At 62.9% G+C, this 25,931-nt stretch carries 30 protein-coding genes; 16 read left to right on the forward strand and 14 right to left on the reverse strand.

The window, feature by feature from the left end; translation table 11 throughout:
* Window positions 1-12 precede the first annotated feature (12 nt).
* On the reverse strand, window positions 13-486 hold the full coding sequence (locus P3T40_RS13720; RefSeq protein WP_429268250.1) for a GNAT family N-acetyltransferase: 474 nt from the start codon (window positions 484-486) through the stop codon (window positions 13-15).
* Window positions 483-1,475, reverse strand: coding sequence for a CPBP family intramembrane glutamic endopeptidase (locus P3T40_RS13725; protein ID WP_429268251.1), 993 nt, complete (start codon window positions 1,473-1,475; stop codon window positions 483-485). Before P3T40_RS13725 ends, P3T40_RS13720 begins: the two co-directional genes overlap by 4 nt.
* 336 nt (window positions 1,476-1,811) lie before the next feature.
* Here P3T40_RS13725 and P3T40_RS13730 point away from each other — a divergent pair, with 336 nt between their 5' ends.
* The 3 genes from P3T40_RS13730 (at window position 1,812) to P3T40_RS13740 (ending at window position 4,981) form a co-directional block, all read left to right on the forward strand.
* The gene (locus tag P3T40_RS13730; protein WP_429268252.1) at window positions 1,812-2,231 is read left to right on the forward strand and encodes a DUF305 domain-containing protein; all 420 of its coding nucleotides are present in this window, start codon (window positions 1,812-1,814) and stop codon (window positions 2,229-2,231) included.
* Between the two features lie 44 nt (window positions 2,232-2,275).
* The gene (locus P3T40_RS13735) at window positions 2,276-3,709 is read left to right on the forward strand and encodes a YncE family protein (protein ID WP_429268452.1); all 1,434 of its coding nucleotides are present in this window, start codon (window positions 2,276-2,278) and stop codon (window positions 3,707-3,709) included.
* Window positions 3,710-3,844: 135 nt separating this feature from the next.
* Window positions 3,845-4,981: a TDT family transporter gene (locus P3T40_RS13740; RefSeq protein ID WP_429268253.1), complete on the forward strand. Its 1,137-nt coding sequence runs from the start codon at window positions 3,845-3,847 to the stop codon at window positions 4,979-4,981.
* Window positions 4,982-5,010: 29 nt separating this feature from the next.
* Here the strand turns inward: P3T40_RS13740 and P3T40_RS13745 are convergent, their stop codons facing one another.
* On the reverse strand, window positions 5,011-5,496 hold the full coding sequence (locus P3T40_RS13745; protein ID WP_429268254.1) for a hypothetical protein: 486 nt from the start codon (window positions 5,494-5,496) through the stop codon (window positions 5,011-5,013).
* Window positions 5,497-5,832: 336 nt separating this feature from the next.
* Between P3T40_RS13745 and P3T40_RS13750 the strand changes: the two genes are divergently transcribed.
* Window positions 5,833-6,627 (forward strand): TSUP family transporter, encoded by a 795-nt coding sequence (locus tag P3T40_RS13750; protein ID WP_429268255.1) that lies wholly within the window; start codon window positions 5,833-5,835, stop codon window positions 6,625-6,627.
* A 73-nt stretch (window positions 6,628-6,700) separates the two neighbouring features.
* Here P3T40_RS13750 and P3T40_RS13755 read toward each other — a convergent pair whose 3' ends face one another.
* A complete protein-coding gene (locus P3T40_RS13755) occupies window positions 6,701-7,474 on the reverse strand; it encodes a hypothetical protein (RefSeq protein WP_429268256.1) in 774 nt (257 codons plus the stop codon).
* A 211-nt stretch (window positions 7,475-7,685) separates the two neighbouring features.
* Window positions 7,686-8,930 carry a hypothetical protein gene (locus P3T40_RS13760; protein WP_429268257.1) on the reverse strand — a complete coding sequence of 415 codons (1,245 nt, stop codon included), beginning with the start codon at window positions 8,928-8,930 and terminating at the stop codon, window positions 7,686-7,688.
* 144 nt (window positions 8,931-9,074) lie between these two features.
* Between P3T40_RS13760 and P3T40_RS13765 the strand changes: the two genes are divergently transcribed.
* Entirely contained in the window at window positions 9,075-9,383 is a 309-nt protein-coding gene (locus P3T40_RS13765) for a high-potential iron-sulfur protein (RefSeq protein WP_429268258.1), read from the forward strand.
* Window positions 9,384-9,417: 34 nt separating this feature from the next.
* Here the strand turns inward: P3T40_RS13765 and P3T40_RS13770 are convergent, their stop codons facing one another.
* Window positions 9,418-9,771, reverse strand: coding sequence for a DOPA 4,5-dioxygenase family protein (locus P3T40_RS13770; protein ID WP_429268259.1), 354 nt, complete (start codon window positions 9,769-9,771; stop codon window positions 9,418-9,420).
* 204 nt (window positions 9,772-9,975) lie between these two features.
* Entirely contained in the window at window positions 9,976-10,164 is a 189-nt protein-coding gene (locus P3T40_RS13775) for a glycine zipper 2TM domain-containing protein (protein ID WP_429268260.1), read from the reverse strand.
* Window positions 10,165-10,406: 242 nt separating this feature from the next.
* Between P3T40_RS13775 and P3T40_RS13780 the strand changes: the two genes are divergently transcribed.
* From P3T40_RS13780 to P3T40_RS13790, 3 genes are all read left to right on the forward strand, one after another.
* Complete coding sequence (locus P3T40_RS13780) at window positions 10,407-10,760, forward strand: YciI family protein (protein WP_429268261.1); 354 nt, start codon at window positions 10,407-10,409, stop codon at window positions 10,758-10,760.
* 168 nt (window positions 10,761-10,928) lie between these two features.
* Window positions 10,929-11,342, forward strand: coding sequence for a YciI family protein (locus P3T40_RS13785; RefSeq protein ID WP_429268262.1), 414 nt, complete (start codon window positions 10,929-10,931; stop codon window positions 11,340-11,342).
* A 6-nt stretch (window positions 11,343-11,348) separates the two neighbouring features.
* A complete protein-coding gene (locus P3T40_RS13790) occupies window positions 11,349-12,623 on the forward strand; it encodes an RNA polymerase sigma factor (protein WP_429268263.1) in 1,275 nt (424 codons plus the stop codon).
* An 80-nt stretch (window positions 12,624-12,703) separates the two neighbouring features.
* Here P3T40_RS13790 and P3T40_RS13795 read toward each other — a convergent pair whose 3' ends face one another.
* The 4 genes from P3T40_RS13795 to P3T40_RS13810 form a co-directional block, all read right to left on the reverse strand.
* Window positions 12,704-13,297: a DUF4337 domain-containing protein gene (locus P3T40_RS13795; RefSeq protein ID WP_429268264.1), complete on the reverse strand. Its 594-nt coding sequence runs from the start codon at window positions 13,295-13,297 to the stop codon at window positions 12,704-12,706.
* A gap of 100 nt (window positions 13,298-13,397) precedes the next feature.
* Window positions 13,398-14,330 carry a LysR family transcriptional regulator gene (locus P3T40_RS13800; protein ID WP_429268265.1) on the reverse strand — a complete coding sequence of 311 codons (933 nt, stop codon included), beginning with the start codon at window positions 14,328-14,330 and terminating at the stop codon, window positions 13,398-13,400.
* Between the two features lie 190 nt (window positions 14,331-14,520).
* Window positions 14,521-15,483, reverse strand: coding sequence for a quinone oxidoreductase family protein (locus tag P3T40_RS13805; RefSeq protein ID WP_429268266.1), 963 nt, complete (start codon window positions 15,481-15,483; stop codon window positions 14,521-14,523).
* 138 nt (window positions 15,484-15,621) lie between these two features.
* A complete protein-coding gene (locus P3T40_RS13810; protein ID WP_429268267.1) occupies window positions 15,622-16,440 on the reverse strand; it encodes an AraC family transcriptional regulator in 819 nt (272 codons plus the stop codon).
* A gap of 349 nt (window positions 16,441-16,789) precedes the next feature.
* On the opposite strand from P3T40_RS13810, the gene P3T40_RS13815 reads away from it, so the two are divergent.
* The 6 genes from P3T40_RS13815 to P3T40_RS13840 all read left to right on the forward strand — a co-directional run bounded on the left by P3T40_RS13815 (window position 16,790) and on the right by P3T40_RS13840 (window position 21,418).
* Entirely contained in the window at window positions 16,790-17,410 is a 621-nt protein-coding gene (locus P3T40_RS13815) for an RNA polymerase sigma factor (protein ID WP_429268453.1), read from the forward strand.
* Window positions 17,407-17,826, forward strand: a complete 420-nt coding sequence (locus P3T40_RS13820) for a hypothetical protein (protein WP_429268268.1) — start codon at window positions 17,407-17,409, stop codon at window positions 17,824-17,826. The genes P3T40_RS13815 and P3T40_RS13820 overlap by 4 nt, the downstream gene beginning before the upstream one ends.
* Window positions 17,823-18,362 carry a periplasmic heavy metal sensor gene (locus P3T40_RS13825; RefSeq protein ID WP_429268269.1) on the forward strand — a complete coding sequence of 180 codons (540 nt, stop codon included), beginning with the start codon at window positions 17,823-17,825 and terminating at the stop codon, window positions 18,360-18,362. Before P3T40_RS13820 ends, P3T40_RS13825 begins: the two co-directional genes overlap by 4 nt.
* 147 nt (window positions 18,363-18,509) lie before the next feature.
* Complete coding sequence (locus P3T40_RS13830; RefSeq protein WP_429268270.1) at window positions 18,510-19,982, forward strand: DUF1800 domain-containing protein; 1,473 nt, start codon at window positions 18,510-18,512, stop codon at window positions 19,980-19,982.
* Between the two features lie 5 nt (window positions 19,983-19,987).
* On the forward strand, window positions 19,988-21,136 hold the full coding sequence (locus P3T40_RS13835; RefSeq protein WP_429268271.1) for a DUF1501 domain-containing protein: 1,149 nt from the start codon (window positions 19,988-19,990) through the stop codon (window positions 21,134-21,136).
* Between the two features lie 60 nt (window positions 21,137-21,196).
* Entirely contained in the window at window positions 21,197-21,418 is a 222-nt protein-coding gene (locus P3T40_RS13840; RefSeq protein ID WP_429268272.1) for a YXWGXW repeat-containing protein, read from the forward strand.
* A gap of 150 nt (window positions 21,419-21,568) precedes the next feature.
* Here the strand turns inward: P3T40_RS13840 and P3T40_RS13845 are convergent, their stop codons facing one another.
* Window positions 21,569-22,447: a sterol desaturase family protein gene (locus tag P3T40_RS13845; RefSeq protein WP_429268273.1), complete on the reverse strand. Its 879-nt coding sequence runs from the start codon at window positions 22,445-22,447 to the stop codon at window positions 21,569-21,571.
* A gap of 157 nt (window positions 22,448-22,604) precedes the next feature.
* Window positions 22,605-23,555, reverse strand: coding sequence for an AEC family transporter (locus P3T40_RS13850; RefSeq protein WP_429268274.1), 951 nt, complete (start codon window positions 23,553-23,555; stop codon window positions 22,605-22,607).
* Between the two features lie 108 nt (window positions 23,556-23,663).
* Here P3T40_RS13850 and P3T40_RS13855 point away from each other — a divergent pair, with 108 nt between their 5' ends.
* The gene (locus P3T40_RS13855; protein WP_429268275.1) at window positions 23,664-24,530 is read left to right on the forward strand and encodes a LysR family transcriptional regulator; all 867 of its coding nucleotides are present in this window, start codon (window positions 23,664-23,666) and stop codon (window positions 24,528-24,530) included.
* On the opposite strand, the gene P3T40_RS13860 is transcribed toward P3T40_RS13855, so the two are convergent.
* Complete coding sequence (locus tag P3T40_RS13860) at window positions 24,527-25,153, reverse strand: VC0807 family protein (protein ID WP_429268276.1); 627 nt, start codon at window positions 25,151-25,153, stop codon at window positions 24,527-24,529. The genes P3T40_RS13855 and P3T40_RS13860 overlap by 4 nt on opposite strands.
* A gap of 147 nt (window positions 25,154-25,300) precedes the next feature.
* Here P3T40_RS13860 and P3T40_RS13865 point away from each other — a divergent pair, with 147 nt between their 5' ends.
* A complete protein-coding gene (locus tag P3T40_RS13865) occupies window positions 25,301-25,837 on the forward strand; it encodes a GNAT family N-acetyltransferase (RefSeq protein WP_429268277.1) in 537 nt (178 codons plus the stop codon).
* Window positions 25,838-25,931: the final 94 nt, after the last annotated feature.

A 25,931-nucleotide genomic window follows, 5' to 3' on the forward strand; every position in this document is an offset into this window, starting at 1 on the left:
TGTACCTGCGCCTTATTCGGCGGACGACGTCAGCGGGGCGGGCATCGGCAACGCCATCGGCGTACTCGTGCCGAATCGACGCACATCTTCCACTGGCGTGAACCCTATCGCGCTGTAAAACTCCACGGCGTTCGGCGCTGCGTTGACTCGCAGATAAGGCCGCTCGTTGCGCGCCGCGCATCGTGTGACCGCTTCCTGAATCAGACTGCGACCCACGCCAAGCCGGTGGTAGCTGGGCTCGACAAACAGACTGCACAGGTTCCAGAAATTTTTCACCAGCACGGCGCCGACGATGCGTCCGTCGTCGACGCATTTCAGGTGGACGCATTGCTGCGGATGGTCGAATGCCCAGCGCATGTTCGCCAGGACATTGGCGACGATCACGTTCATTTCCGCCTCATCAACCCGCACGCTGGTCTTGATGGTTCGCAGCATCATGGCTTCGAGGCTGGACTCATCGGTGGTCTGGATTGCTTCGATTTTCATCGGATAGAGTAATTGCTGCCGCGCGCCGGTTTCCAACCGTGACCGGCGAACGGCGACGTGGTGCGGTGCCCCCACCACAAGCGCATCAACACGGCCATCACGACGAGCAGCACGAGCACCAGTACGCTGCCTTCTGGACCGGTTTTGCCGCCGCTCAGCAGAACGTTGCCGAGCGGATGCGCGGTGAAGAAGCGATGGTCCACCACCGTGCCGCTGTCGGACGTGCCGTAGAAGAACGATTCACCCCAGTCCCACGCGGCATGGAAGCCGATCGCCCAGAACAGCGACCCCGTATACCAAAGGCTCAGACACAACACGATGCCGAAGCCCCCGGCGGTAATGAGACCCACTGGCGTCTCGCCGGGATTGGAGCCATGCAGGCCGCCGAACAGGACCGACAGCAGGATCGCGCTCCACCAGAAACCAATGCCGCGCCCCAGCGTGTGCTGAAGATATCCGCGCAAAGCTGATTCTTCAAAAAGGCCGACCAGCAGGAAGAGTCCACCCCAGGCCAACGCGCGCAACCACACAATCGCGCCGTATTCCGATGGTGTGTCGAGCGTGAGTACATGCATTTGCATCAGGAGGAACACCGTCAGACTGACCGCGGCGAATCCGCAGATCACGCCGCTTCCAAAGCGCGCCCATGCGGCGGATCCTTGCAAGCCAAACGACAGCAAGGGACGCCGCTCGATAGCCGACATCACGGCCAGTGCCACCGTTAGGCTGGCGATCTGGATGGACTCCCCGAGATAGAAAGGGAAGAGCGTCAAGTGTGTCGCGCTGTGAGGGATCGGTCCAAAGACATAGTGCTGCAACTTGGCCAGGCCGAATGCGACAGCCAGAAAAATCGCGATGAACAGCACGATTCTCCAGCCCCACCGGAGTCCGTAATTGCCGACGAATATCCAGCACACCCGCCCCTTGCGTCGCGCTGGGGGTGTTTCGTCGTTGATGGCTTTTGCTGACTGCTGAAGCTGGTCGTCCAAGAAAACCTCCGTTCTATTGACTACGATGGAATGGGCGCATTCTTTTGTTTCCGGGCTCGTATCATGACTGAAGCGAGCCTGCTGTTTATGCGCTGTGTATATAGCGGCCAGGTCGATTTGAGCGCATTACTTTAACGTCGTTTAATACGTGATGCCAACGGGTTCAATAGTGGATGCACTTCATTCGACGTGTACGGGTGTAGATTCCACGGAATAGATTTCCACCCGCCTGTGTTTGCCTTGTATTGCTCATCCGATCTGCTGATAGGGGGGCGTTCCATGCCTTGCATTGCTCGTTCAATTGCACGCTCCACGTTCGCCGCTGCGGCCTTGGCTATGTTGGGTGTGCCCTGCGCCGTATGGGCCGGTGGCCCGGCCGCCCCCAACACCGCAGAAGCCCCGTTCCTGGCGGAAAACGACACAGCCATGACCAGGATGATGGGCGACATGACCATCAAGCCCTCGGGCGACGTCGATCAGGACTTCGTTGCGATGATGGTTCCGCACCACCAGGGCGCAATCGACATGGCCCAGGCCGAACTGCGCTACGGCCACAACGAACAGCTGCGACGTATCGCGCAGGAGATCGTCGTCGAGCAGCAGCAGGAGATCGTCGCAATGCGGTTGGCGTTGGGACAGACTCTTCCGCCCTCCGCGCCTGCGCCCGATCAGCAACATGGCCCGAACGTCCCACCCTCACAGGCAAGCCCCACACCCCCTAACGGCATGCAAATGAACATGCACAAGGAGCCGTGATGAAACACTCGCCGATTCTCTCCACCGCGCTGACGTCTATCGCTATGTTCGCGGCCCACCTTGTGTGGGCTGGCCAGGCACCGGGCTCGTTATCGGAGCCGGACATTCCGGTGAGTCATCATGACCGTGTCTATGCTGCCGAGCAATTCTCGAACACCGTGTCGGTGATCGATCCGGCCGACAATCGGTTGGTTGGCGTTATTCGTCTCGGCGACCCGTCGCCGGCCAATTTCAGCCCGCTCTATCACGGCCAGGTGCTGGTGCACGGCATGGGATACGCGCCCGACCATCACACGATTGCGGTGGTCTCCATCGGCTCGAATTCGGTTTCGTTCATCGACACGCAGACTAACGCGGTCAAGCATGTCACCTACGTGGGCCGCTCACCGCATGAGGCATTCTTCACACCTGATGGCAAGGAAGTGTGGGTAACCGTGCGCGGCGAAAACTACGTGGCGGTGCTCGACGGAAGCAGCTTCGAAGAGAAAACCCGCATTATCGTGCCGGCCGGCCCGGGGATGCAGATCTTCTCGCCGGACGGCAAGTACGGCTATGTATGTTCGTCGTTCAATCCGGAGGTCGAAGTGATCTCTGTGGCGGACCACAAGATCGTCGGTACGGTTAAGCAAGCCAGTCCGTTTTGTCCTGACCTCGCGGCGACGCCGGATGGCAAGCAGGTCTGGTTCACACTCAAGGATGTGGGCAAGACCCAGGTTTTCGACGCCAACCCACCTTTCGCTCTCCTGAAGACTCTCGACACGGGGCCGATCACGAATCACGTGAACATCGTGCATAACGCCAATGGCATGTTTGCTTATGTGACCATAGGCGGCCTGAATCAGGTCAAGGTGTTCCGCACCGACGACTTCTCGCAGGTCGCAACCATACCGATCGGCAGTCTGCCGCATGGCATCTGGCCGTCGGGCGACGGCAGCCGCGTCTATGTAGGCCTTGAGAATGCCGATGCGATGACTGCTATCGATACATTGACCAACCGTGTGATCGCGACCGTGCCGATCGGGCAGGCGCCGCAGGCGGTGACCTACGTACCGAACGCGGTGCCGCAAGGAGACGGCACGCAGAACACGGTCCTGCTCGGGGTGGCGGGCCAAACCGATCATCTGGCGATGGTGGCGGTGGGCATGGGCAAGCCGGCGGATTCCGCCGTTGCGCCAACCAGTGTCGCGTTGTTCGATCAAGGTCTGGTGCAGGTATTGCAGGCCGCCGTCACTGGGCTTCAGCCAAAGCAGCCCTACGTGCTGGGACTCGCGAACCAGCCTGACGGCAGCGGCACGATGGACGTGCTGGCGAGTTTCATGACCAATCCCGCGGGTTCGGCCATTGTCAATACCATCGGCCAGATTCGCCAGGTGGTCACGCCGGGCATGAATCCGACGGCCGACACTCGGCGTTATCTTGTGATTGCTCCGCAAGTGGCCGGAAAACCCGGCGCGCCCGTACAGGTCCAGGCGCTTTGAATTGAGTGCACGGGGTCCGCGCCGAGTATCCCCGGATGTATATCAAAAAGGCATTCACAAGATACGAAAGATGTATTTTTTATATGGCAAGCGCAAGCCTAAAGTTCATTCATGACTTCCCCACCGGAGATGATGATGAACAACACCAGAATTGCGCGCGCCCCGTCCGCCAGCGCACAGCTCCTTTCCGAGAAGGTCCGCCAGTTCACGCCGAACTGGTTTGCGGTGACGATGGGTAACGGCATCGTGTTTCTCGTGCTCACGGCGCTGCCGCTGCACTTTAGCGGTCAGCGGGCATTGGCCGAGTCGCTGTGGTGCGTCGACATCGCGCTGTATGCCGTGTTTGCGGCGATGTTCGCAGCGCGCTGGATCTTTAACCCCGAGACCGTCAAGCCGCTGCTGCATCATCCGCTGCAGTCGATGTTCCTCGGCGCCATCCCCATGGGGCTCGCACCGATCATCAACGGCATCGTGCTGTTCGCCGGTCCGAGTTTCGGCGCAAGTGCGTACACGCTCGCCTCTGCGCTGTGGTGCTTCGACGCGCTGCTCGCCGTGACGGTCGCGGTAGTCGTGCCGTATCTGATGTTCACCGAGCAAAGCCACGCATTCGAGCGCCTCACGGCCGTTCTGCTGTTGCCTATCGTCGCACCGGAAGTGGCGGCATCGAGCGCCGCTGTGCTGGCGCCGCATCTGCCGGTCGAAACGGCGCGGGTCGTCATCGGTGCAGGTTATGTGCTGTGGGCCATCTCGGTGCCGCTGGCGTTCTCGGTACTCACGCTGGTCTTTTTCCGGCTCGTCATTCACAAGCTGCCGCACCGCGATCTCGGTCCTTCGAGCTGGCTCACACTTGGTCCGATCGGCACAGGCGCGCTGGGACTGCTCACACTCGGACAAGCGGCCTTAGGCGCGTTCGCTGGCACCTCGCTCGCCAGCGTAGCGGTCATTGCGAGAGACTTCGGTATCGTCGGCGGCTTGCTGCTGTGGGGTGTCGGGCTCTGGTGGCTCGCCGTCGCGGTGCTCTTCATGTGGCGCTATCGCCGCGAAGGCTTGCCGTTCAACCTCGGCTGGTGGGGCTTCACGTTCCCGATCGGGGTCTACGCACTCGCTACGCTGAACCTTTACCGCTTGACCGGTTTCAGTGGTTTCGCTGCGATCGGCGTGGTACTGGCTGCCGCGCTCGGCGCTCTTTGGGTCCTGGTGGTGTCGAAGACAGTGCGTGAATTCATGCACGGCCAACTGTTCAACGCGCCTTGCCTTGCGGTTGCACGTTGAGCTCGGGCGTCGCGCATCCGCGCATGCCTTCAAACCAGCAACGAAATGATGCCTCCGATGGTGAGCCCGGCTGCAATCCACCGGCCTGCGGTGTAGAAAGGGTTGCGATTTTCTTGCGACTGATCGGGGCGCTCGAGTCCCAGCGTGCCGTAGGCGAGCGACTTCAGCGGCGAGACGTTGGCGGTGTTGCCTGGATCGTCTAACGTGCCTGCGGTGCCTGCGGTGCCTGCGGTGCCTGCGGTGCCTGCGGTGCCTGCGGTGCCTGCGGTGCCTGCGGTGCCTGCGGTGCCTGCGGTGCCTGCGTCGCTCGCGTCAGTCGCGCTATTCGCCGCGATCGCCGCGCCCTCCGGAGAAATGGTGACGGCCGAATCCTGACTTGGGTTGCTTGTCGTCGAGGTAACGGGTGTCGTCGGGTCAGCGTTATTCGCAGACACCGATGCCGGGTCCGACGCTGCGTTTTCGCTGACCGCCGTTTGCGTCGACGTGGGCGACGACGCGGCGTTGCTGATTTGCATGGCAAGCTTTCCTCATTCTTATATCCAGGCGGCAGGGCTGCGCATCCACAGACGTTGCGTGCAGAGCCGCAGCCGCAAAGCGAACCCTACGACGGCCCCCCAGTCGTTCGATGCCGCCTCGCCTGTTTTGTCGACCTCGCAGAAACGTATCTTTAGCGTTGGTAAGGCGCCGTAAGGCCAAGCCACGGGCCTGCGCGCGCCGGGGTATCATGCGGCTCCGGCGGCCCCAGCCACCCACCAACGACTTGGCCCGCGTGATGGGCTCACAGAGACACGAATTGCACTGCGCGATACGCGAGCTCGTCAATCAGCAGTCATAGCGCGCAGATGCCATCCATGGTTCACATCAATCTCTCCGCCGGCGTTTTAGGTCCCGCCCTGCAGGCACTCGATCTGTACGCGCTACTGGGCATCCTGGCCGCGTTGATATGGGGTGGCATGGTCAAGGGAGTAGTCAGCATCGGCGTGCCGCTGATCGCGATGCCGATTCTTAGCCACTTCCTGCCGATCAAGGAGGCGGTGTTGCTGCTCTCCATGCCGATCATCCTCGGCAATATCCCGCAGGCGCTCGAAGGCGGCGAGATGCTCGCTACGGTGCGCCGGATCGCGGCGCCGCTGGTCGGCACGGTGCTCGGCAACATCGTCGGGGTGACAATGCTGATCTCGCTTGCGCCACACCGCGCGCAAGCCGCCGCCGGCATAGTGCTGGTGATCGCAGCGCTTCTGCTGTTCCTTTCGCCGCGGCTGACGCTGTCGCCGGGGCTCGCCAAGCCGGTGGGCCTGATACTCGGCTTTGGGGCGGCCGTGATGGAGAGCATCGCCTCCGTTCCCGGCCCGCTGCTGGCCATGTATCTGATCGCGACCGGGGCGACCGGCAAGGCGTTCACCAAGCAGATCGCCATCATTCTTGTGGTCTCGATCATTACGCTGATTGCCGCGTTCAGTGGCGGCGCGCACGCGAGCTGGATCGATCTCGCCATCTCGGCCGCCGCGAGCATTCCGGTGATTGCCGGCATGCTGATCGTGCGCCCGCTGCGCGACAAACTGCATCCTGCGGCTTTCCGCAAGCTTGTGCTGCTATTTGTGCTCGCGGCTGCGGCGCAGATGATCTGGAAGTCCGGGGTTCTGTAGGTGCGTCAGTCGTCGCGATGCATAAGTGAGCTGAGCGTCGAGCCAGAGCTGCTCAGCCCACCTGGCCAATGCCTCAGGCGGACACGTCGACCAGCACGCCCACCGGCTGCCAGTTCAGACTGCTCGCGCTGTCCGACAGGCCATCGAGCACATCGGACAACGTGACCGTCGCGGCCGGGTCCGAATCGAGCGCGGCGACGTGGGCTTGCAACGCATTGCTCAGATTCGACATGGCGGCGTCCATCGGATCTTCACCGTCTTCCGCTTCATCCGGCTCGGATACTTCTTCCACGTCATCGACTTCGACGTCCCATTCCCCGGCGTCGTCATCCACATCGTTGTCTACCGCGTTGGCGGCATTCGATAACTCCGCAATGCGTGAACCAAGATCGCGATACGCGCCGACGCCGCCGCCCGAGGTCGCCGGGTCGTTAAAGCTGGCAATCGCTTTGGCCGAACTATCGCCGGATGAGGTGCCGCTGTTGTCCGCCGAGATCGACTGCTGAAGGGACAGCGCCTGATACAGCGCGGCGAGGAATTGCGCGCCGGTGCTGGTTGCGTCCGAGTTGGACCCGCTCACGGCGCTCGCGCTGCTGCCGTCCGCGCTTTCTGTGCCGCTGGTGGCGCCGGTCGTGAGCGAGCCCGCCGGCATGCTATAGCCAAGCTGCGATAGCGTCTGCTGAAGCGCGGCCATCAGCGGGTCGGTATTTGATGAGGCCGACGTCGTGGACGAGTTGTCCGAAGTGGCTTGTTTCTTCGCAGGCACCGAGTCTAGCGACGCCGCCGCAGACGGTGCGGTGGGCGCTGGCAGCGACGCCATCGCCATACCAAACGAATCGACTGACATGGTCCATTTTCTCCAGATAAGCACGTTGGATGGTGGGGGTACGCACGCAATCGAAAGGCGAATTCACTTCGATGGCACGAACCTGATCGAACGGGTTATCGGAGGGATGGGTTCAGAGTTTGATGGTTTGTAAGGCGACGAAAGAGCAAACCGGCCTTCGTTAATATTTGGCGGCCTGCAGCAGATGGCAACAATGGACGACGGCGGCCGTCTACGTGTCGCTGCGTGCGAAGGAGGCGAATTGGCCTGCGTCTGGAAAACCGCACGTCCGATATCGCACCGGGTACATCGATTCTTCTTCGAGCAGGCCACCCACGAGAGGTGCGATCTGTTGCCACGGCACGATGCGTGTCTCGCCCGACTCGGGACGCACCAGCACGATGCGGTCGGCTTCGGGCAACAACGACTCCACGTCTGCGGTCCACGTTGCAGCGGAGAACATCTCGCCGGCATCATCCTTGGCGCCGTAGAGCAGGTAGTTGGCAACGAACACATCGCGTCCTTCCTGCTTGTGGAGGCGATCAAGCGCGGCCTTTTGCGTATCGTAGTCGTCCTTGCGATAACGCAACGCGAGTTGTGCGAGGCGCTGCGCCACCTCGGCCTGCCGCGGCGTAAAGCGGCGCAAGCCTTCGTGGTAGCAGTACATGAACGGTGACACGGGGCGACCAGTCTGTGCGGCTTCGTGGCTCAATTCGACCATGCGCGCGAGCGCGCCGTCGTCCTTGTCGCTGGTGACGAGCAACACATCGCGAGTGGGAATCATGAAGACGGGAAAGCCATGCACCGGCGCGCGGTGCAGCAGGTCCGGCAGCAGCGCTCGGCTCGCGTCGTAGCCGTCGCCCCAGTCGCCGCGATAGACGCCGCGCGCCACTTCGACGAATGCGTCGGTTGTGATATCGCGCAGGTTGTCGCACGCAATCGAAAGCGCTTCGTCGAGCGGAATGTGCCACGACTCGGGTGGCCCACTCATCAATGTTGAGGTGGACTCAGGATAATCGAGCGCCAGCAGCACTGCGCAGTCGTCACCGAACGCTTGCCACGCGGGCGCGAACGTCGCCTTTCTGCCAGCCGTGCGAAGTTGATGCAGACGCACGTCTTCGAGCACGCCACGGCCGCGGATCAACGGACGCAGCATCGCTCGCGCGTTGCACAGACGTTCGGGCGCCGCTTGCTGGCTCGAGCATAGCGTTGCCACGAATCCCTGCAGTGCGTTCTCACGCGACGCCTTGTCGCTGCTGCAATAAGCGCGGTATGCGTGATGCAGATTGAAGACGGCGTTGTCCCCGTATTCAAGCCGGAACTCGTCGGCGTTGTAGTTCAGTGAAGTGTCGAACCCGTGGCGTTTGGCGGCCTCGATGAACAGGGAGGCGAACGCGTCCGGCGTTGGTTTACGTACGAACAGCGCGTCGAAAAATCCCATGTGAGCAAAGGCAATAAGGCGAGCGTAGACGGTCAATCGAGGGCGCCGTACCGGTCAGGCGCAATGGGAACATCGTCGCAAATCGCGGCCGGTGAGATCACCCATTATTGGGGCATACAATGAATAACGGCCTCGCGCCGCAATTCTTGAAGACCGGCTACTAAACCCCCAATCCCCGCTATGAAAAACTCACGTCGTAGTTTTCTTCTGTTCAGCATCGGCGCGGGGTCGTCCCTCGCGCTTACCCGCGTCGCATTGGCCGACGCGGCCAAGCTCAGCGAAGCGGATCCGAAGGCGCAAGCGGTAGGCTACAAAGAGGTGGCCGCAACCGTGGACAAGAGCAAGTTTCCCACCTACGTCGCAGGTCAGAACTGCGGCAATTGCTCGCTGTTTCAAGGCAAGTCATCAGATGCATGGGGTGGCTGCACGTTGTTCGGCAGCCAGCAGGTGGCTGCGACCGGCTGGTGCAGCTCTTACAGCAACATGTAGTGGATGCGCAGCGTGACGGGACGCATCCACGAGATCACTTGCCGAACACTTCCAGCTTCAGCGTGTGCGAGTGGCCGATCCAGACCGCGGCGTCGCGGTGATCGCGTAAGCCGTCGCCGGTATTGGGGTGCAGAAATACGTCAAGCGCGCCGTGATTGAGCGTGAGCCACTCCACGATCTCGGCGAAGTGAGGCCGGTCGAACTCGAGCTGATACGACCACAGCGGGTGCGGGCCAACCGGACGCTCGTGAAAGCGGCCCAGTTGCAGCTTGCCTGCGAAGCGGGCTTCGATCTGCCCGCGCAGCGCCCATGCCGCATCGCGATGCGCAGCATCGAAGTACACATGGGCATGCCAGTTCTGAACTGCCGATACATCTGGAGAGGTCATGTGATGAGTGTGAGTTCGGGAAGACCGTCAGGATAAGGCAGTTTGCGGATGTTCGGGCGGGCGAGGCAGCGGGTTCTGCCTCGCGTGTCAAATTTGCCTGCCTTGCAAATCGGGCGGCCTGGCAGCTTGGCCGCCAGGCGATCTGCTCAGTTGGCCTACGTATTGACCTGCTGATTGCGTGCCGCGTTTGCGCCACTCAGCGATCTATTTCCCCAGCTCATAACCGATGGCGCCGCCCACGACGGCGCCACCCACCGTACCTGCAGTGCTGTGGTTGGTGGCTTCATTGCCGACCACGCCGCCCGCTGCCGCGCCGCCTAGCGTGCAGCCACTCGCAAGCGACGCCAGAACCACGAGCGTGACGATACCGGTCCACCTGAATCGAGTGCTCATTTTCAACCTCTCTTTTTCGTGTTGATACTCTTTACCAGCAAGTTCTGTGCCGGAGCGGAGCAGGGTTAAGCAAGGGCTGAGCTCGCCCGACGGCGTTTGCGTCGATCCGTCTGCGCTTGCTAGACTGCCTGCGCAAATTGCATCGCCTTTGAAGGCGTAGGCATGTGCCAGTTTCCTACCCGTCGGCGCACGCCCGAGTCATTCCACAAAGACGCACACAGGACCACCGACTGGAGTTCCGTATGGCTTATATGCTGTTTATCGTCGAACCCGCCGACCAGCGCAACGAACGCAGCGAGGAGGAGGGACGTGCGCTCTACGAGCGCATGGGAAACTACGCCGAAGACCTCCGCAAGCGTGGCCTGCTGCTCGCGTGCGAGTCCTTGAAGTCCACCCGCGACGCGGTCCGCGTGCAGATGCGCGACGGCCAGTCAAGACTGCTCGACGGCCCGTTCGCGGAAGCCAAGGAAATGGTCGGCGGCTTCCTGCTGCTGAATTGCGACACACGTGAGGAAGCGGTTGCGATCGCCACCGCCTGCCCGGCGGTCAATTGGGCCACGGTCGAGGTCCGCGAAGTTGGGCCGTGCTACGAATGATGTTGGTGGCGTAATAGGCCAGTAGCGACTGCTGTCGCGGCCGTCTTCTTCAACATCAGGGTTTTCCCGAAAGTGCGGATTCTGTGTCGATCCGCCCCTGTGTCGCGCGTCGTGTCAGTGAAGAGCCCACGAGGCGGCTCGATATCCACAACTCCAAGGAGCAATACGATGCGATTCATGATCATGGTCAAGGCAACCGCAACGAGCGAATCCGGTTCCATGCCGGACGAATCCCTGATGGCGGTCATGGGCGCCTATCACGAGGAGCTGGCGAAGGCCGGCGTGTTACTCGACGCGACTGGCTTGCAGCCGAGTTCGAAGGGCTGGCGCATCCAGTATTCGCAGGGTCAGCGCCGCGTGATCGACGGACCGTTCGCCGAGACGAAGGAATTGCTGGCGGGCTATACGCTGATTCAGGTGCGCTCGCGCGAGGAAGCCATGGAGTGGGCGCGGCGCTTTCCGGCGCCGTTCGGCGAACACGCCGATGGTGAGATCGAGGTGCGGCAACTGTTCGAACTGGAAGACTTCGAGCCGGGGCCATCCGTCGATCGCTTTCGCGAGCTGGATGCGGCGCGTCGCTAAGTGGCGGTGAATTCAGCAGCTACCCATCGTGCGATAGAAGCGGTCTGGCGCATCGAATCGGCCAAGGTCGTCGCCTGCGTCGCGCGCATGGTGCGCGACGTGGGCGTGGCCGAAGAACTGGCGCAGGATGCGCTCGTCGCGGCGCTCGAACATTGGCCCGAGCACGGCGTGCCCGACAACCCCGGCGCCTGGTTGATGACGACCGCCAAAAACCGCGCGCTCGACCGCTTGCGCCAGGACGTGCTGCATGCACGTAAGCGCGAGGAACTCGGCCGCGACCTGGATGCACAGGAGGCTCACCTCGTGCCGGACTTTGTCGATGCGCTCGATACCGCGCGCGAGGATGACATCGGTGACGATCTGCTGCGCCTCGTGTTCACGGCGTGTCATCCGGTGCTATCCACCGACGCGCGTGTCGCGCTCACGCTGCGCCTGCTCGGCGGCCTCACGACCGACGAGATCGCGCGCGCCTTTCTCGTGCCCGAGCCGACCATCGCACAACGGATCGTGCGCGCCAAACGCACGCTGACGGCCGCCAAGGTGCCGTTCGAGGTGCCGCGTGCCGATGCCCGTGCGGTGCGGCTCGCGTCGGTGCTCGAGGTGATCTACCTGATCTTCAACGAAGGCTATTCGGCCACGGCGGGCGATGACTGGATGCGCCCGGCTTTGTGCGAGGAGGCGCTGCGGCTCGGCCGTGTACTGGCTGGCCTTGTGCCGGACGAAAGCGAGGTGCATGGGCTCGTCGCGCTGATGGAAATCCAGGCCTCACGCCTCCACGCACGGATCGACGCACAAGGCCGTCCGGTGCTATTGCCCGATCAGGACCGCAGCCGATGGGATCTACTGCTGATCCGGCGCGGGTTTGCGGCGCTCGAGCGTGCTCAGGCACTTGGCGGCGCCAGTGGGCCCTATGCGTTGCAAGCGGCGTTGGCCGCCTGTCATGCGCGCGCCCATACCGCCGAGCAGACCGACTGGGCACAGATTGTCGCGCTATATGACGTGCTTGCTCAGGTCAGGCCGTCGCCGGTGGTGGAGTTGAACCGGGCGGTGGCCGTCGGCATGGCGTTCGGCCCGGCGGCGGCGCTCGAGATTGTCGACGTGCTGGCCGCTGACGCCGCACTCGCGAACTACCATTGGCTGCCCAGCGTGCGTGGCGACTTGCTCGCGAAACTCGGGCGTATGGACGAGGCACGCGCGGAATTCGAGCGTGCCGCCGCAATGACACGCAACGCGCGCGAACGTGAACTGTTGTTGGAGCGTGCGCGGGGCGGGGCGGGCTGAGCGAAGGCCCGCGTGCCTCTGAATCTGATCAACCCGTTCGAGCGTTAGCGGGTTAGCGCATCCGTTACCAGACGCCGTGTTTAAACGGACAAAAACGCTGCTGCACCGAACAGGATGCCCGCTGCGGCCACACCTAAGGACAGATTGCGCAGCCACTTCTTGCGCGTGAGCAAGGTGATGGCCGTCAGCGCAATGGAGATCTGAATCAGCGTGGTGGCCTGGGCCCAGCGGTGGTGACCATGCAGCAGCTTCTCGCTTTGCGCGTCATTGTTGGTCACATCCTTTTCGATTGCTTCGGCGTTGGCGCGAATCGGCTCTTTCTGCTGCTTGTACTTTTCGACATCCGCGAGGAATTTCGCGTGCGCGTCGCTGCCCGGAGTCGACAACGCGGCCCCCAGTTCAGCGAGGTTTTCTTTCTCGCCCTTTGCCTGGTAGTACGACCATTGATTGGCCGCCTCAGTCTTCTTTATGGCCGCTTCGTTCTTGTAGTAAAGCGCGAGGTTTTCGCTGGTGCCGCTCTGGTAGGCGTAGATCGCGCCGATCGTGGCAAGGATTGCCGTCATCACCGCCATGCGGCTCGCAAACGGATCGGCATCCGCGTGAGCGTGATGCCCCTCGCCCACGTGCTCGACAGCATGGTCATGCGGACCATGCACTTCATATTCATCAGACATGCAACACTCCGGAACACACTTATGTATTGAAGTTCACGCGGCAGACTTAGACGGCGACGATGGCGCCCGCTACGCGGGGCTCAATCTTAGCGGGTTGTGTTCAGGATCGCGCAGCGCGAGTCGCGAGTTGCTCAACGAGAAAATCCACGAAGCAGCGCACGCGGACCGACAGATGCCGCACATGCGGATAGAGCAGCACGAAGGGGCGCGACGCGCCGCCGAGGTCCGCCATGACCTCGACCAGGTTGCCGTCGCGCAGATCCTGCTCGACCACAAAACGATACGTCTGAAACAGCCCCGCGCCGTGACGGGCGAGCGTCACGCCGCTGAGCACGTCGCCGCCGGACGAATAGCCACCGTCCGTGTTCAGGTCAACGAAGCCGGCGTTGTCGCGCAGCGTCCATGGAATGCGCCGGCCCGTCCTGGGCAGGTCGAACTGGATGCATTCGTGATGCTGCAGATCGTCGATCGTGCGCGGTGTGCCCGCCCGTTTCAAATAGCCCGGGGTGGCTACGACCACCAGTTCGGCATCTTCCAGCTTGCGCGCGATCAGGTTGGAGTCTTCCGGCGCCTTGCCGCGAATGGCGAGATCGTAGCTTTCCTCTGCGAAATCGATGTTGCGATTGCTGACGTGCGCATCGACCCGGACGTCCGGAAAGCGCTCACGGAAGAGCGGCAGGAGCGGCAGTACCCGATAGTGTGCGTAAGGCGTCGGCATGCTGATGCGCAGCAAGCCGGCGGGTGACGCCTGCTGTCCGGTGGCTTGGCGCTCTGCGTTCACCAGTTGCGCAAGCGCGCCGCTGCATTGCTCGAAATAGGTTCGGCCTGCATCCGTCAGGCGAATCTGCCGCGTGGTTCGTACGAACAGCCGCACGCCCAACCGTTCTTCCAGGCGCGATACTGACCGGCTCACAGCGGCGGGCGTGACTCCGGCCGCAGTGGCTGCCGAGGTGAAGCTAGCCAGTTCCGCGGCGAGGCAAAACAGCTCAATGCTGCCGAGCAGCAGGTCGTCGAATTGCCGTTTGGTATTCATTACATGGTGGACGGAGTGAGGTGCGCGGATGACGATTTGTTCGTCAAAACGGCATGAGTATAGTCCGTCCGAAGGAAGTCGAGGAGACCGGCGGCTCCTTGTCGCGGCGCGCTTCCAGCACCGCTTCAGCGCGACTAGTTGACGCTGGAACCGAGCAGCGGCACGTTCACACCGCCGCGCGAACCGGATCTCACATCGTGATGACGACACGCCCGCGCGTGCCGGCGGTAACGGCCTCGTAAGCCTCACGGGTGCGCTCGAGTTCGAAGCGCTCGGCGATGGCAGGCGGCTGCAACGCACCGCTCTCGAAGCCTTCGACCAGCGCCGTCATCAGCCGGGCCGACTCGGCGACTCCAAGCTTGGCGCTATCGACGCCGAACAGTTGAGTCTCGTTATGGTAGAAGTCGATCATGTCGAATTCGACGCGGCGTTTGCCGGTTGCGCTGATCTCGGCCACGCGGCCACGGCGTTTGACCAGACTCAACGCGGTTTCGAAGGCGACACCGCCCACTGCGTCGTACACCACGTCGACGCCGCCGCCGGTCAGGGCCTTGACGCGCTCGGTGGTGTGCTCGTCGAACGGCACGTACTCGTCGATCAGGCGGCCGGCCGGTGAATCGGCCAGCGGCGCATGACGGTCCACGCCGATCACGCGGCAGCCGCGCGCTTTGGCAATCTGCACCACCGCCCCGCCCACGCCGCCGCCAGCGCCGATCACGGCAATGGTCTCGCCGGTCTTCAGTTGTGCGTAATCCACCGTGCCGAGCCATGCCACCACGAAGTTCACGCCAATTGCCGCGGCCTGTTCGTGGCTGAGCGTTTTCGGCTTGCGCGACAACGCGGCGACCGGAATCTTGATGAACTGGGCGTGGGTGCCGTCGCGCGTAAAGCCGATGTCGCCGCCGGTGCCCCAGACTTCGGCGCCGATCCATTCAGCGGGACCCTCCACGACGACGCCGCTGAAATCGCGGCCCGGCGTGCGTGGCAAAACCGTGTGCTCAAAGTGGCCGGAGACGTTTTTCACGTCGCTCGGATTCACCGAGGCGCTTTTGACCTGGACGACGGCGCTTTCCGCGTCGGCCGACGGGGTGGGCAGGTCGAGATATTCGAGTACTTCCGGGCTGCCAAAAGACTTGAACTGAATGGCTTTCATGACAACGCTCCTAAGCGGGGTGTGTGCTGCGCGGTGCAGCGATGAACCCATTCTAGATGTCCGAGTCGTCCCTGTTGAGACAACAACTTTCGAATTTCGGACAGCGGCGTGCAGCGCCGCCAGGCGTCGCCCGAACGGCTATTTGCCGGCGTGGGAGCTGGTTTCTTCGCGCGCTGTGCTGAGGGTTTCTTGCGGATCGAATTCGGTGGGCGGGGCGCCGAGTTCACGCCGGAACATGTCGCTGAAACTGCTCGGCAGATAGCCGAGATCGCGCGCGATGCTGCTGACCGAACGGCCTTCCGCCAATCCAGAAACGGCCACAGCCAGTTGCACCTGGCGTCGCCACTCGGAAAAGCCAATGCCGAGTTCGCGCGTGAAGAGGCGCGCGAGCGTGCGTACGCTCGCGCCCACCGAAGCAGCGTGCTGCTCGAAACTGATGGCAATCGATGGATTGTCGATCACCGCCCGGCATAACGCGTCGAGCCGGCGGTCGGAGGCATCCGGCAGCGGAATGCGCAATGAGGAGCGGGGCGCGTGCACCAGTTCCAGCATCGCGAGCTTGTACGCCGCCTCCAGATAGGCGCGGTCGCGGGCGTGGGTATGTTCGTATTCGGCGATCGAGGTGATCAGCTCGCGCAGCAAGCCGTTGATTTCGAAGACGTCGCTCTGCTTGCTGAGGTGCTCGACGTTGCGCGTGTGGAAATAGACATTGCGCATCTCCACTTCGCTCATCATGTGGATCGAGTGCACCGCCCCGGGCGGCAGCCACACGGCGCGCTGCGGAGGTACCACCAGCGCCTCGCGGTCGACCTCGACCCACATGACGCCCGCCACGGCGTACAGGACCTGCGCCCAGGTGTGCGAGTGGGGCTCGATGTGCATTCCACGGGGATAACGCCGCGCGAGCGAGTGGGCGTCGTCGTCTTCGGGTAGTTCGGGAGGGCGGGCTAGCGGCACGGTGGCTTCCAGTCAGCGAGAGTTGCAGGGCGTCACGCGATCAGGGTCACAGGATAGCGCGACCCGCGGCGGGATGGGAGGTGTGAGCTACCCGGACCCGCAAGGCAGGCCCCGAAATTATTCACGAAACCACAAAAAATCAGCGACGGATTTTCGCGGCGCCTGCGTTTAAGACGAAACGGCCGTTCGCGCCGGTTGCCGGCAGCCCCCTGAGAAGCCAGTGCGGCCGGCGTATTACCATTCTGCCGACGCGTATATTGAAGGCCCGGATTGATAACAAGCGTAGAAACAGGCGCAAAGCGCCCCTCTCGGAGCAACGGCAAGTGAGAAACGCTCGTGTCGCGACACGATATGTCCGGGCGCAGCGGCGGCAGCCGCGCACGCTGCGGATGTCACGGAATTGCGCCCCTTGAGCGAGCGCGATCCCGATGCGGAACTCGTCGCGCGGGTCGGCGAGCAGGATCCGGCGGCGGTGCGCACCCTGGTGTCGCGCAAGCTGCCGCGTTTGCTCGCGCTCGCGACGCGCATGTTGGGAGACCGTATGGAAGCGGAAGACGTCGCACAGGAGGCCTTTGTGCGTATCTGGAAACAGGCGCCCCATTGGAAAGAGGGTGAGGCGCGCTTCGACACGTGGATCCACCGCGTGGCGCTGAACCTCTGCTACGACCGCTTGCGCGGGCGGCGCGAAGACCCGGTGGCCGAACTGCCGGACGAGGCCGATCCGCAGGCTTTGCCCGACATGCAACTTGAAGCCCGTGTGCGCGACGAACGCGTGCGCACGGCGCTTGCCGCGCTGCCGGTTCGGCAACGCGAAGCTCTGGTACTCAACTACTACCAGGAGCTCTCGAATATCGAAGCTGCCGCGTTGATGGGCGTCACGGTCGACGCCCTCGAAAGCTTGCTCGCGCGCGCCCGCCGCAATCTGCGCGCACAACTGGCCGGCAGTGGCTTTAGCAAGGACATGCCATGACACCTGAGAGATTTCGTACCATCGTCGACGCCTATGGCGCCGATCCGCGCCGCTGGCCGGACGAGGAGCGCGCGGCGGCCGAGGCCTGGGCCGATCTTCACCGGGTCGAGGTCGACGCCCTGCTGGCCGACTCGGCTGGCCTCGACGCGTGGCTCACGAGCCATACGGTCGCGCCGCCGGAGCGTGCGTTCGTCGATCGGATCGTTGCCGCGGCGCCGGCGCGGCGTCCGGTGAAACATCGTGCGCGGTTCTGGTGGCAGGGCGCCGCGTTTGCGGGCATCGGGCTCGCGGGCGGTCTGGCAGGTGCTTTTGCCGTGTCGTTTTTTGTCCTGACGGGCACGCCGCAGGGGCATGACTCGTCGTCGTACATGACGTCGAGCTTCGACGGTTCAAGCGCTGACTGGAGCGGCGAATGAGCGACCGTACATGGAAGGTTCTGCTAGCGGGTTCGTTTGTACTCAACGTGTTTTTGCTGGGTGGGATTGCCGGTGGTGCGTATCAATGGTTTGCCACGCATGACAACGTTGCCAAGGCGCCGCAGGCACGTACTGCGCTGCGATTCGCCACGGACGGACTCTCCCCGGAGCGTCAGAAGCAGTTCCTTGCGGTGCTCAAGGAAGCGCGCCGGGACGGTAGGGACTATGCGCGCGAAGGTCGCGAAGGACGTCACGAAGTGCTGGCCTTGCTGGCCGCGCCGCAGTTCGATCGCGTCGCGCTGGATGCAGCGCTGCAGCACACGCGTGACGCGGATATCGCGCTGCGCACGGAGGTCGAGAGCAGCGTCGCTAATTTCGCGACGACGCTCACGCCCGAGGAGCGCGTCAAATTTGCCGAAGGACTGAAGCAGGCAGGGCAGTGGCGTGAGTCGCCGCCTGCGTCAGGGGCGAAGGGCAAGCGGCCCGCAAACGCGGGAGCGAATGAGACGGCTAGCGAGGGGCCGGCGAGCGAGTGAGTGGGCAACCAAGCAACTGAGCACCTAGGCACTTGGGCAACTGGGTTGGGCGATCCCAGACCGTGCGCATAAAAACTTTTGTGAGCAGCGACGGAAACGGCGGCCACGAGCGTTTAAAGAAGGTACGCAACGCTCGAAGGAACGCGCATGGTTACCTCACCCAGCGACAACGCCGCGGCAATTGCGCTGAACCGTTTCGGTCTCGGCGCTCGCCCGGACGACACGCCGCCCCCCGACCCCAAGGGATGGTTGCTCGCGCAGTTCGAGCAGTATCAGCCGCTGCCTGCGGCATGGGCGGGGCAGCCCACGGCTGTGGCGCTCGCAACTCAACTAGGCGAGCAACGCCAGCAGAACGCGGGCGCTAACACGAATGTCAACGCCAACGCCAATGCGAATGGCAATGCCAACGCGAATGCCGATCCAGCGGCCAGTCAGGCCGCGAGTCAGGCGGCAAAGCTGGCCGCCAACAAGGCAATCCGCGGCGAAATCCGCGATATCTATCGCACGGCGGTCGATGCGCGCGTCAACAGCGCATTGACGAGCTCGACGCCGTTCATCGACCGGCTGGTGCATTTCTGGGCGAACCACTTCGCAGTATCCATAGAAAAGCCGCAGGTCGCAGCGCTGGCCGGCGCGTTCGAAATGGAAGCGATTCGCCCACATGTGCTGGGCCGTTTCGATGACATGCTGGTCGCGGTGGAGCGTCATCCTGCGATGCAGATCTTCCTCGATCAGACGCGCTCCGTAGGCCCCGACAGCATGGCCGCGGTGCGGGCGGAGCAACGCAATCCCGACAACAAGCGCGGGCTCAACGAGAACCTCGCACGCGAAATCATGGAGCTGCATACGCTTGGCGTGCGCAGCGGCTACACGCAGGCCGACGTCACCGAGTTTGCCCGCGCACTCACAGGATGGAGCGTAGCCGGCGTGAAGGGGCCGCAGCCGAACGGCGCTGCGCCTGGCAGCTTTGTGTTTCGCCCGCAAGTTCACGAGCCGGGTTCGCGGACCATCATGGGACGCCGCTACGATCAGCAGGGCGAAGATCAGGCACTGGCGATCCTGCACGACTTTGCGGCGTCGCCGGCCACTGCGCAACACATTGCCGGTAAGCTGGCGCGTCACTTTGTTTCGGACAACCCACCACCTGCGGTCACCGAACGGCTCGCAAACGCGTTCGAGCGTAGCGACGGCGATTTGCCGACGGTCTATCGCGCGCTGATCGATTCCCCGGAAGCATGGTCGCCCGTGGCAGTGAAATTCAAAACGCCGTGGGAGTGGACTATCTCGTCGATGCGCGGCCTCGGCTGGCAAGACCTTGGCAATCTGCAGGGCGCGCCGCTGCTCACGCAGCTCGGTGAACCTGTATGGCGGCCGGGCTCGCCCGCCGGCTACGACGATATTGCCGCGAGCTGGGCCGCCCCCGATGCGCTGGTGCGTCGTGTGGAAGTCGCGCAGCGCTTTGCGGCGCGCGTCGGCGACCGGATCGATCCGCGTACCTTGGGCCAGACGCTGCTGGTCGGCTCGATCAGTGTGCCGACCCAGACGGCGGTGTCACGCGCCGAGAGCGCCTCGACCGCGATTGCGCTGCTGCTCGTGTCGCCCGACTTTCAACGGAGATGAACGCCATGATTTCCCGTCGCCAATTTCTTAGCTTCGCCGCAGCCGGTGCAGGCGCGATTCTCGTGTCGCCGCACATGGCCTTCGCGAGCGTCGAGACCGACCGCCGCTTCGTTTTCGTGATCCAGCGCGGCGCGGCCGATGGTCTGAACATCGTGGTGCCGTATGCCGAACCGTCCTATCAGAGCTTGCGCGGTGCGCTCGCAATCGATACGTCGACGGCGACCAAACTGAACGGCACCTTTGCGCTGCATCCCTCGCTTGCCGAGACCGCGAAGATGTACGCGTCGGGTGAGGCGCTGTTCGTGCATGCAGTGGCTTCGCCGTATCGTGACCGCTCGCATTTCGACGGCCAGAATGTGTTGGAAACTGGCGGAACGTCGCCGTATCAGGTGAAGGATGGCTGGCTGAACCGGCTGGTCGCGATGATGCCTACCACGCACGAGAACGCGATTGCGTTTGCACCAACGGTACCCATGGCACTGCGCGGCAAAGCGGATGTCACGTCGTACGCGCCGTCTGGATTACCGCAAGCGCCCGACGATCTGCTCTTGCGCGTCTCGCAGCTTTACGAACAGGACGCGCAACTCAGACCGCTGTGGGAATCCGCGATGACAGCGCGCGGTCTTGCTGGCGACGCCGGTGCGCGTCAGGACCCGGCGAGCCTCGGCAAGCTTGCCGCGGGTTTTCTGTCACGCGAGGACGGTCCACGCATCGCGATGATCGAAACCGGCGGCTGGGACACGCATAGCGCGCAAAACCCGCGCCTCGCGAATCAATTGAAAGCGCTCGACACAATGCTCGCTTCGTTGCGCGACGGCCTCGGGCCGCTATGGGGCAAGACGACCGTGCTGGTGGCCACTGAGTTCGGCCGCACGGCCGCTGCCAACGGCACGGGCGGCACGGACCACGGGACCGGATCGGTAGCGATGCTGGTGGGCGGCGCCGTGGACGGCGGACGCGTAGTCGGCGACTGGCCGGGACTGAAGCCCAACGATCTCTACCAGGCGCGTGACCTGCGGCCCACCACGGCGCTCGACGCTTTGATTGCGGGTGCCGCGAGCGAGAGCCTCGGACTCGACCCGCATCGAACAGCGGCCGCGCTGTTTGCGCAAGCGGGCTCGACGCAGCCGCTGACAGGTTTGATCCGTAGCTAGCGCGCAGTATGGCCACGGCTTTGTCGTTGTCGTCGCAATACCAGGGAACAGGAGCTTTACATGAAAAAACCATCCACCTTCACTGCTGCTTTGCTTTCTTGCGTGTGTGCTGCCTTGCTCAGCGCATGCGTTGTCGAACCGGCGCGGCCGCCCGAGCCGGAGCCGCGGGTCGAAGTGGTGCCGGCGGCCCCCGCACCTGGCTATCACTGGGTGAAAGGACACTACCGCTGGGAAGGCAACCATTGGGAATGGGTGCACGGTCACTGGGCGCCGGGTTACTAAGCTTTGCTCAGAGGTGTCAATGCGATACAGGCCAAAGACGATGAATTCAAATAACAGCCTATGGCCTGTATTTGCCAAATACAGGCCATAGGCTGTACGACGCGTTCGCAACCTTGATTTTATGCTGAGGCAGTAGCGAACGAGCAAGCCTCAATGCGTTACCCCCCGCCGCAAATCCTCCGTCGTCTCCCCCGCACCGTCCGGCCTCCAACCGGGTGGGCGCAGCACGTATTCGATCGCGGTCCACGGATGCTTCGACGATGCAATGTCGCGAGCGAGGCTCACCCAGTGTTCGAACTGCACAACGAAGGGATTGTGCGAGCGCGTCGGCGTCGTGAGGCCATAGCGGCAGGGCAGATCTTCGCGCTCTGCGACGTAGGTGCCGAACAGGCGATCGAAGATAATCAGCACGCCACCGTAGTTCGCATCCAGATACTCCGTGTTCGAGGCGTGATGCACGCGATGGGCAGACGGTGTGTTGAACACATATTCCAGCCAGCCCAGCTTCGGCATCCACGTGTTGTGCAGCCAGAACTGATACAGGAGATTGATCATCAACGTCGCCAGCACCACTTCGGGGCGGACGCCGAGCCACACGAGCGGCGTGAAGAACATCGCCGTGCCGGTCAGTTTTCCTGTCCAGCCGAGCCGGTACGCCGAGGAGAGCGTCAGTTGATTCGGTGAATGATGAACCGCGTGCGTCGCCCAGAAAAAGCGGATGCGGTGCGACGCACGGTGATACCAGTAATAGAAAAACTCCTGTCCGACGAACAGCAGCAACACCATCAACGCACTGTTGATCGTGGCCGTGTAAATGCGGTGATCCCATGCGAACGCGAAGATCGGCGTCGCCAGCGATAACGGCAACAGCGCGAACAGTTTGCGACCGACCAGATCGGCCAGCGACAACATCACTTCATGCCAATCGAAATGCGCGGTTTTTTTGCGGCTCAACACCCATGCTTCGATCATCGACGCGCTAACGACAATCGCTGTAGCAAAGAGCGAAATTTTTCCTATGAAGATCATTGTGTGCCTGTTCCGACTCGTGAGGGGACGAATCGTGTACGGCACTCATTGCCGTCGCGTCCCATGAAACAAGTCTAGGGACGGGCACTGTTAAAAGATATGTGCGAGTTATGTCGCGACATGTCACGGTGCGAGCACGCCGCACCGCCCACCCTCTTCAGGCGCCGTGCCGCATAAACAGCAACAGCAGCGAGAGCGTCACAAGCGAGCCTAACGTAGACAGAAGAATGGTCCGCGAGGTGATGTGCGCTTCGCGCCGATAGAACTCCGCGAGCATGAACGGGCCGGTGCCAGTGGGGAGCGCGGCCAGCACGACGGCCATTTCGACGAGCAGTGGCGACAGCGCAAAGACGCGTGCGGCGAGCCACCAGGTCAAGGCCGGTTGCAGCAGCAACTTGGTGCCGGTGAGCAGCAGTGAAGCGCCTGGTTTGCCCGCCTCGGCCGGACCTTCGCGCTTTTCTGCGAGGAACAGGCCAAGGCTGACCAGCGCGCATGGGCTGGCGGCGCCGCCCAGGAGTTTCAGAAACGTCTCCGCACTTTGCGGCAACGTGACGTGCGCACTGGCGACCAGCACGCCGACAATCGGCGAAACGATCAGCGGATTACGCGCCAGCGAACCCACGACCTTCAGCGCCAGCCGATGCGGCGCGCGCTCTGTCTGCAGACCCACTTCGATCAGGACGATCGCGATCGCAAACAGCACGCAGGCGACGAGTATCGTGGCGATCGTAGTCGGGGTCTGGCTGACCGGTCCGAACGCGATCATGCACAGCGGGAAGCCGATATAGCCAGTGTTCGGATACGAGCCCGCAATGGCATCGACGCTGGCGTCAGCCAGGTGCCGGCCGCTGAGCAGACGCACGGCGAGAATCAGCACGAATACCCCGGCGCAAGAGATCGCGAAGGTGGCGACAAACGCTGGCTGATACAGCTGATGCCAGGTGGCGTGAGCCATGATGTCAAAGAGCAGCGCGGGAAGTGCGAGCCAGACCACGAAGCGGTTCAGTTCCGACGCGGCCGTGGGACCCAGCAGGCCGCGCCTGCGGCATACGAAACCCGCAAAAATCAGGCCGAAGACGGGGAGCAGAATCTCGAGGGTCGATAACATCGGTGAAACCGGCAGGCAGGCTGAGAAAGAGATGATCCGCCAGAGTAGTGGTTCGCGTTGATACAATCAAATACTGTTTCAGGTGTTCAACAATACCTTTTTTGCATCGTGATCGACGTCAAGCCGCTACGCTACTTCGTGACGCTCGCCGAGACCCGCCATTTCGGCCGGGCCGCGGCGCGGCTCAATCTGTCGCAACCGCCGTTGAGCCGCCAACTGGCGGCGCTGGAAGCGAATCTCGGCGTCACGCTGATCGAGCGCAGTCCCCGCAGCGTCACGCTGACGGCGGCCGGCGAGCGTTTCTACGCGGACGCCAAAGCGATTCTCAGCGCGATCGAGCAGGCCGCGCGCAACGCGCAGGCTGCCGCGCATGGCGATACGGGGACGCTGGCGATCGGTTTTACGATGTGCGCCGCGTACAGCGTGGTGCCCGGCTATGCGCGAACTTTCGGTTCGGCATATCCGGAGGTGGCGCTCAGTTTGCGCGAGGTAGTGTCGAACGATCTTGCCGCGCAGGTGCTGGCCGGCCAGATCGATGCCGCGATCATGTTCCCGAGCGTGCCGAACAAGGGCCTCGCCATGCGCACGATTGTCAGCGAGCCGCTGTGTGTGGCGCTGTCGCGGACTCATCCGCGGGCACGGGCGCGACAACTGAAGATTGCGCAACTGGCGGGCGAGTCGTTCGTGCTGGCGTCGGAGGAAGTGGCGCCGACTTTGCGTGCCACCATTCTCGAGCATTGCCGCTCAGGCGGCTTCGAGCCGAATATCCGCTTCGAAGTGCAGTTGCAGCAGACTGTGCTCAGTCTCGTCGATGAGGGCGTTGGGATTGCGCTCGTGCCGGCGTCGATGCGCAAGGCGCAACTTGCAGGCGTGGTGTTCCGGCCGCTCGCCGATGCGCCGCTGATCGAGCAGGTGCTGGTGTGGTCGCCGGTGAATCGTAATCCCTGTCTTGAGCGGTTTTTGGAGCTGGCTTAGGTCGCATACCCTTCGGCATCCTGCTTAATCCGCCTGCGATACCAGATCGTCCAAAGCATGAGGCCGGCATAAAACCCATACCGCACGACATTCGACTCGACTACGGCATGCGGGTCGCCCTCCGCGCGCCAGACGATCAGCGTGCGTAAAGCGTTCTCCGTAATAAGGCCGACACCCCAAACCACCGTCATGACGCGGATCCGGTAGGCGAGCTTGGGACGCTCGCACCAGTCCTGCTCAAATTCGCTTGCGCGTTGCATGCTTTGGCGGGCGAGTGTCGAACGCGCCAGATAAAACACCATCGGACGCGGCAGCGCGAGCGAAACCAGAAAGGCAACGCCGATCATGCCGGAAACCATCGGCTCGTCCAGTGCCAGATTTTGCCGGGCGCCGGTGAGTATCATCGCGGCGAGCGAGAGCACGATGCCGATCAGAACCATGGCGCTCAAGGCGTCGAAATGCCGGTGGCGCACCAGATCCCACGCCATCCACGCGAAGAGCGGCAACGTCGACACCAGCAGGCCACCCGGCTGCCCCCAATGCGGATACGTGAGGCGGTACGCAAGCCATGGCAGCAACAGGTTGATGAATAAGGCGGACAGGTATCTGAATCGAAGCTGCATGCGTGGTGCTCCGAGTGGGCGCCCATGCTGCGTGCCGGAAGAGCGAGCGCGGCGCCGTGATGTGCATATCCTAGCTTGCCGAGTGGACGTGCATCAACGTCTCGATTCTGCCATCATCCCAACCACCCTCAACCCACTTTCCGCAACATGGCCCAGCTCAGCACCTTCCTCGAAACTGACCGCTTGACCATGCGTCCTCACGTCCTCGAGGATTACGACGATAGCTTTACGATGTGGTCGAATCCCGAGGTGATTCGCTTTATCGGCGGCCAGCCGTTCACCCGTGAAGAGGTTTGGGCGCGTCTCCTGCGCTACGTGGGGCATTGGACGCTGCTGGGGTTCGGCTATTGGGTGGTGCGCGAAAAGGCAAGCGGCCGCTTTGTCGGTGAAGTGGGCTTTGCCAATTTCCGGCGTCAGATCGAGCCGCCGCTCGATGACATGCCCGAGGTCGGCTGGGCGCTCGTGCCCGCATTCCACGGGCGCGGCTACGCAACCGAGGCGGTCAGTGCGGCATTGCGCTGGGCCGGTGCACAATGGCCCGGTGCCGACACCGCCTGCATCATCGCACCGGAGAACATGCCGTCCCTGCGGGTGGCGCAAAAGTGCGGTTATGTGGAATGGGCACGCGGGTCGTACAAGGGCAAGCCGACTATCCACCTTCGCCGAGCCGCCGGCCCCGCCTAAGGCGAGCGCGAGGCAGCGAGGCACGGCGGTCTCGGCACGAGTGGCGGGCAGCCGCGCTGGTCAGCGGGCAGCGGCGTTCAGTTCAGGCAAGAGT

Source organism: Paraburkholderia sp. EB58, assembly GCF_050436665.1.
Taxonomy (GTDB): domain Bacteria; phylum Pseudomonadota; class Gammaproteobacteria; order Burkholderiales; family Burkholderiaceae; genus Paraburkholderia.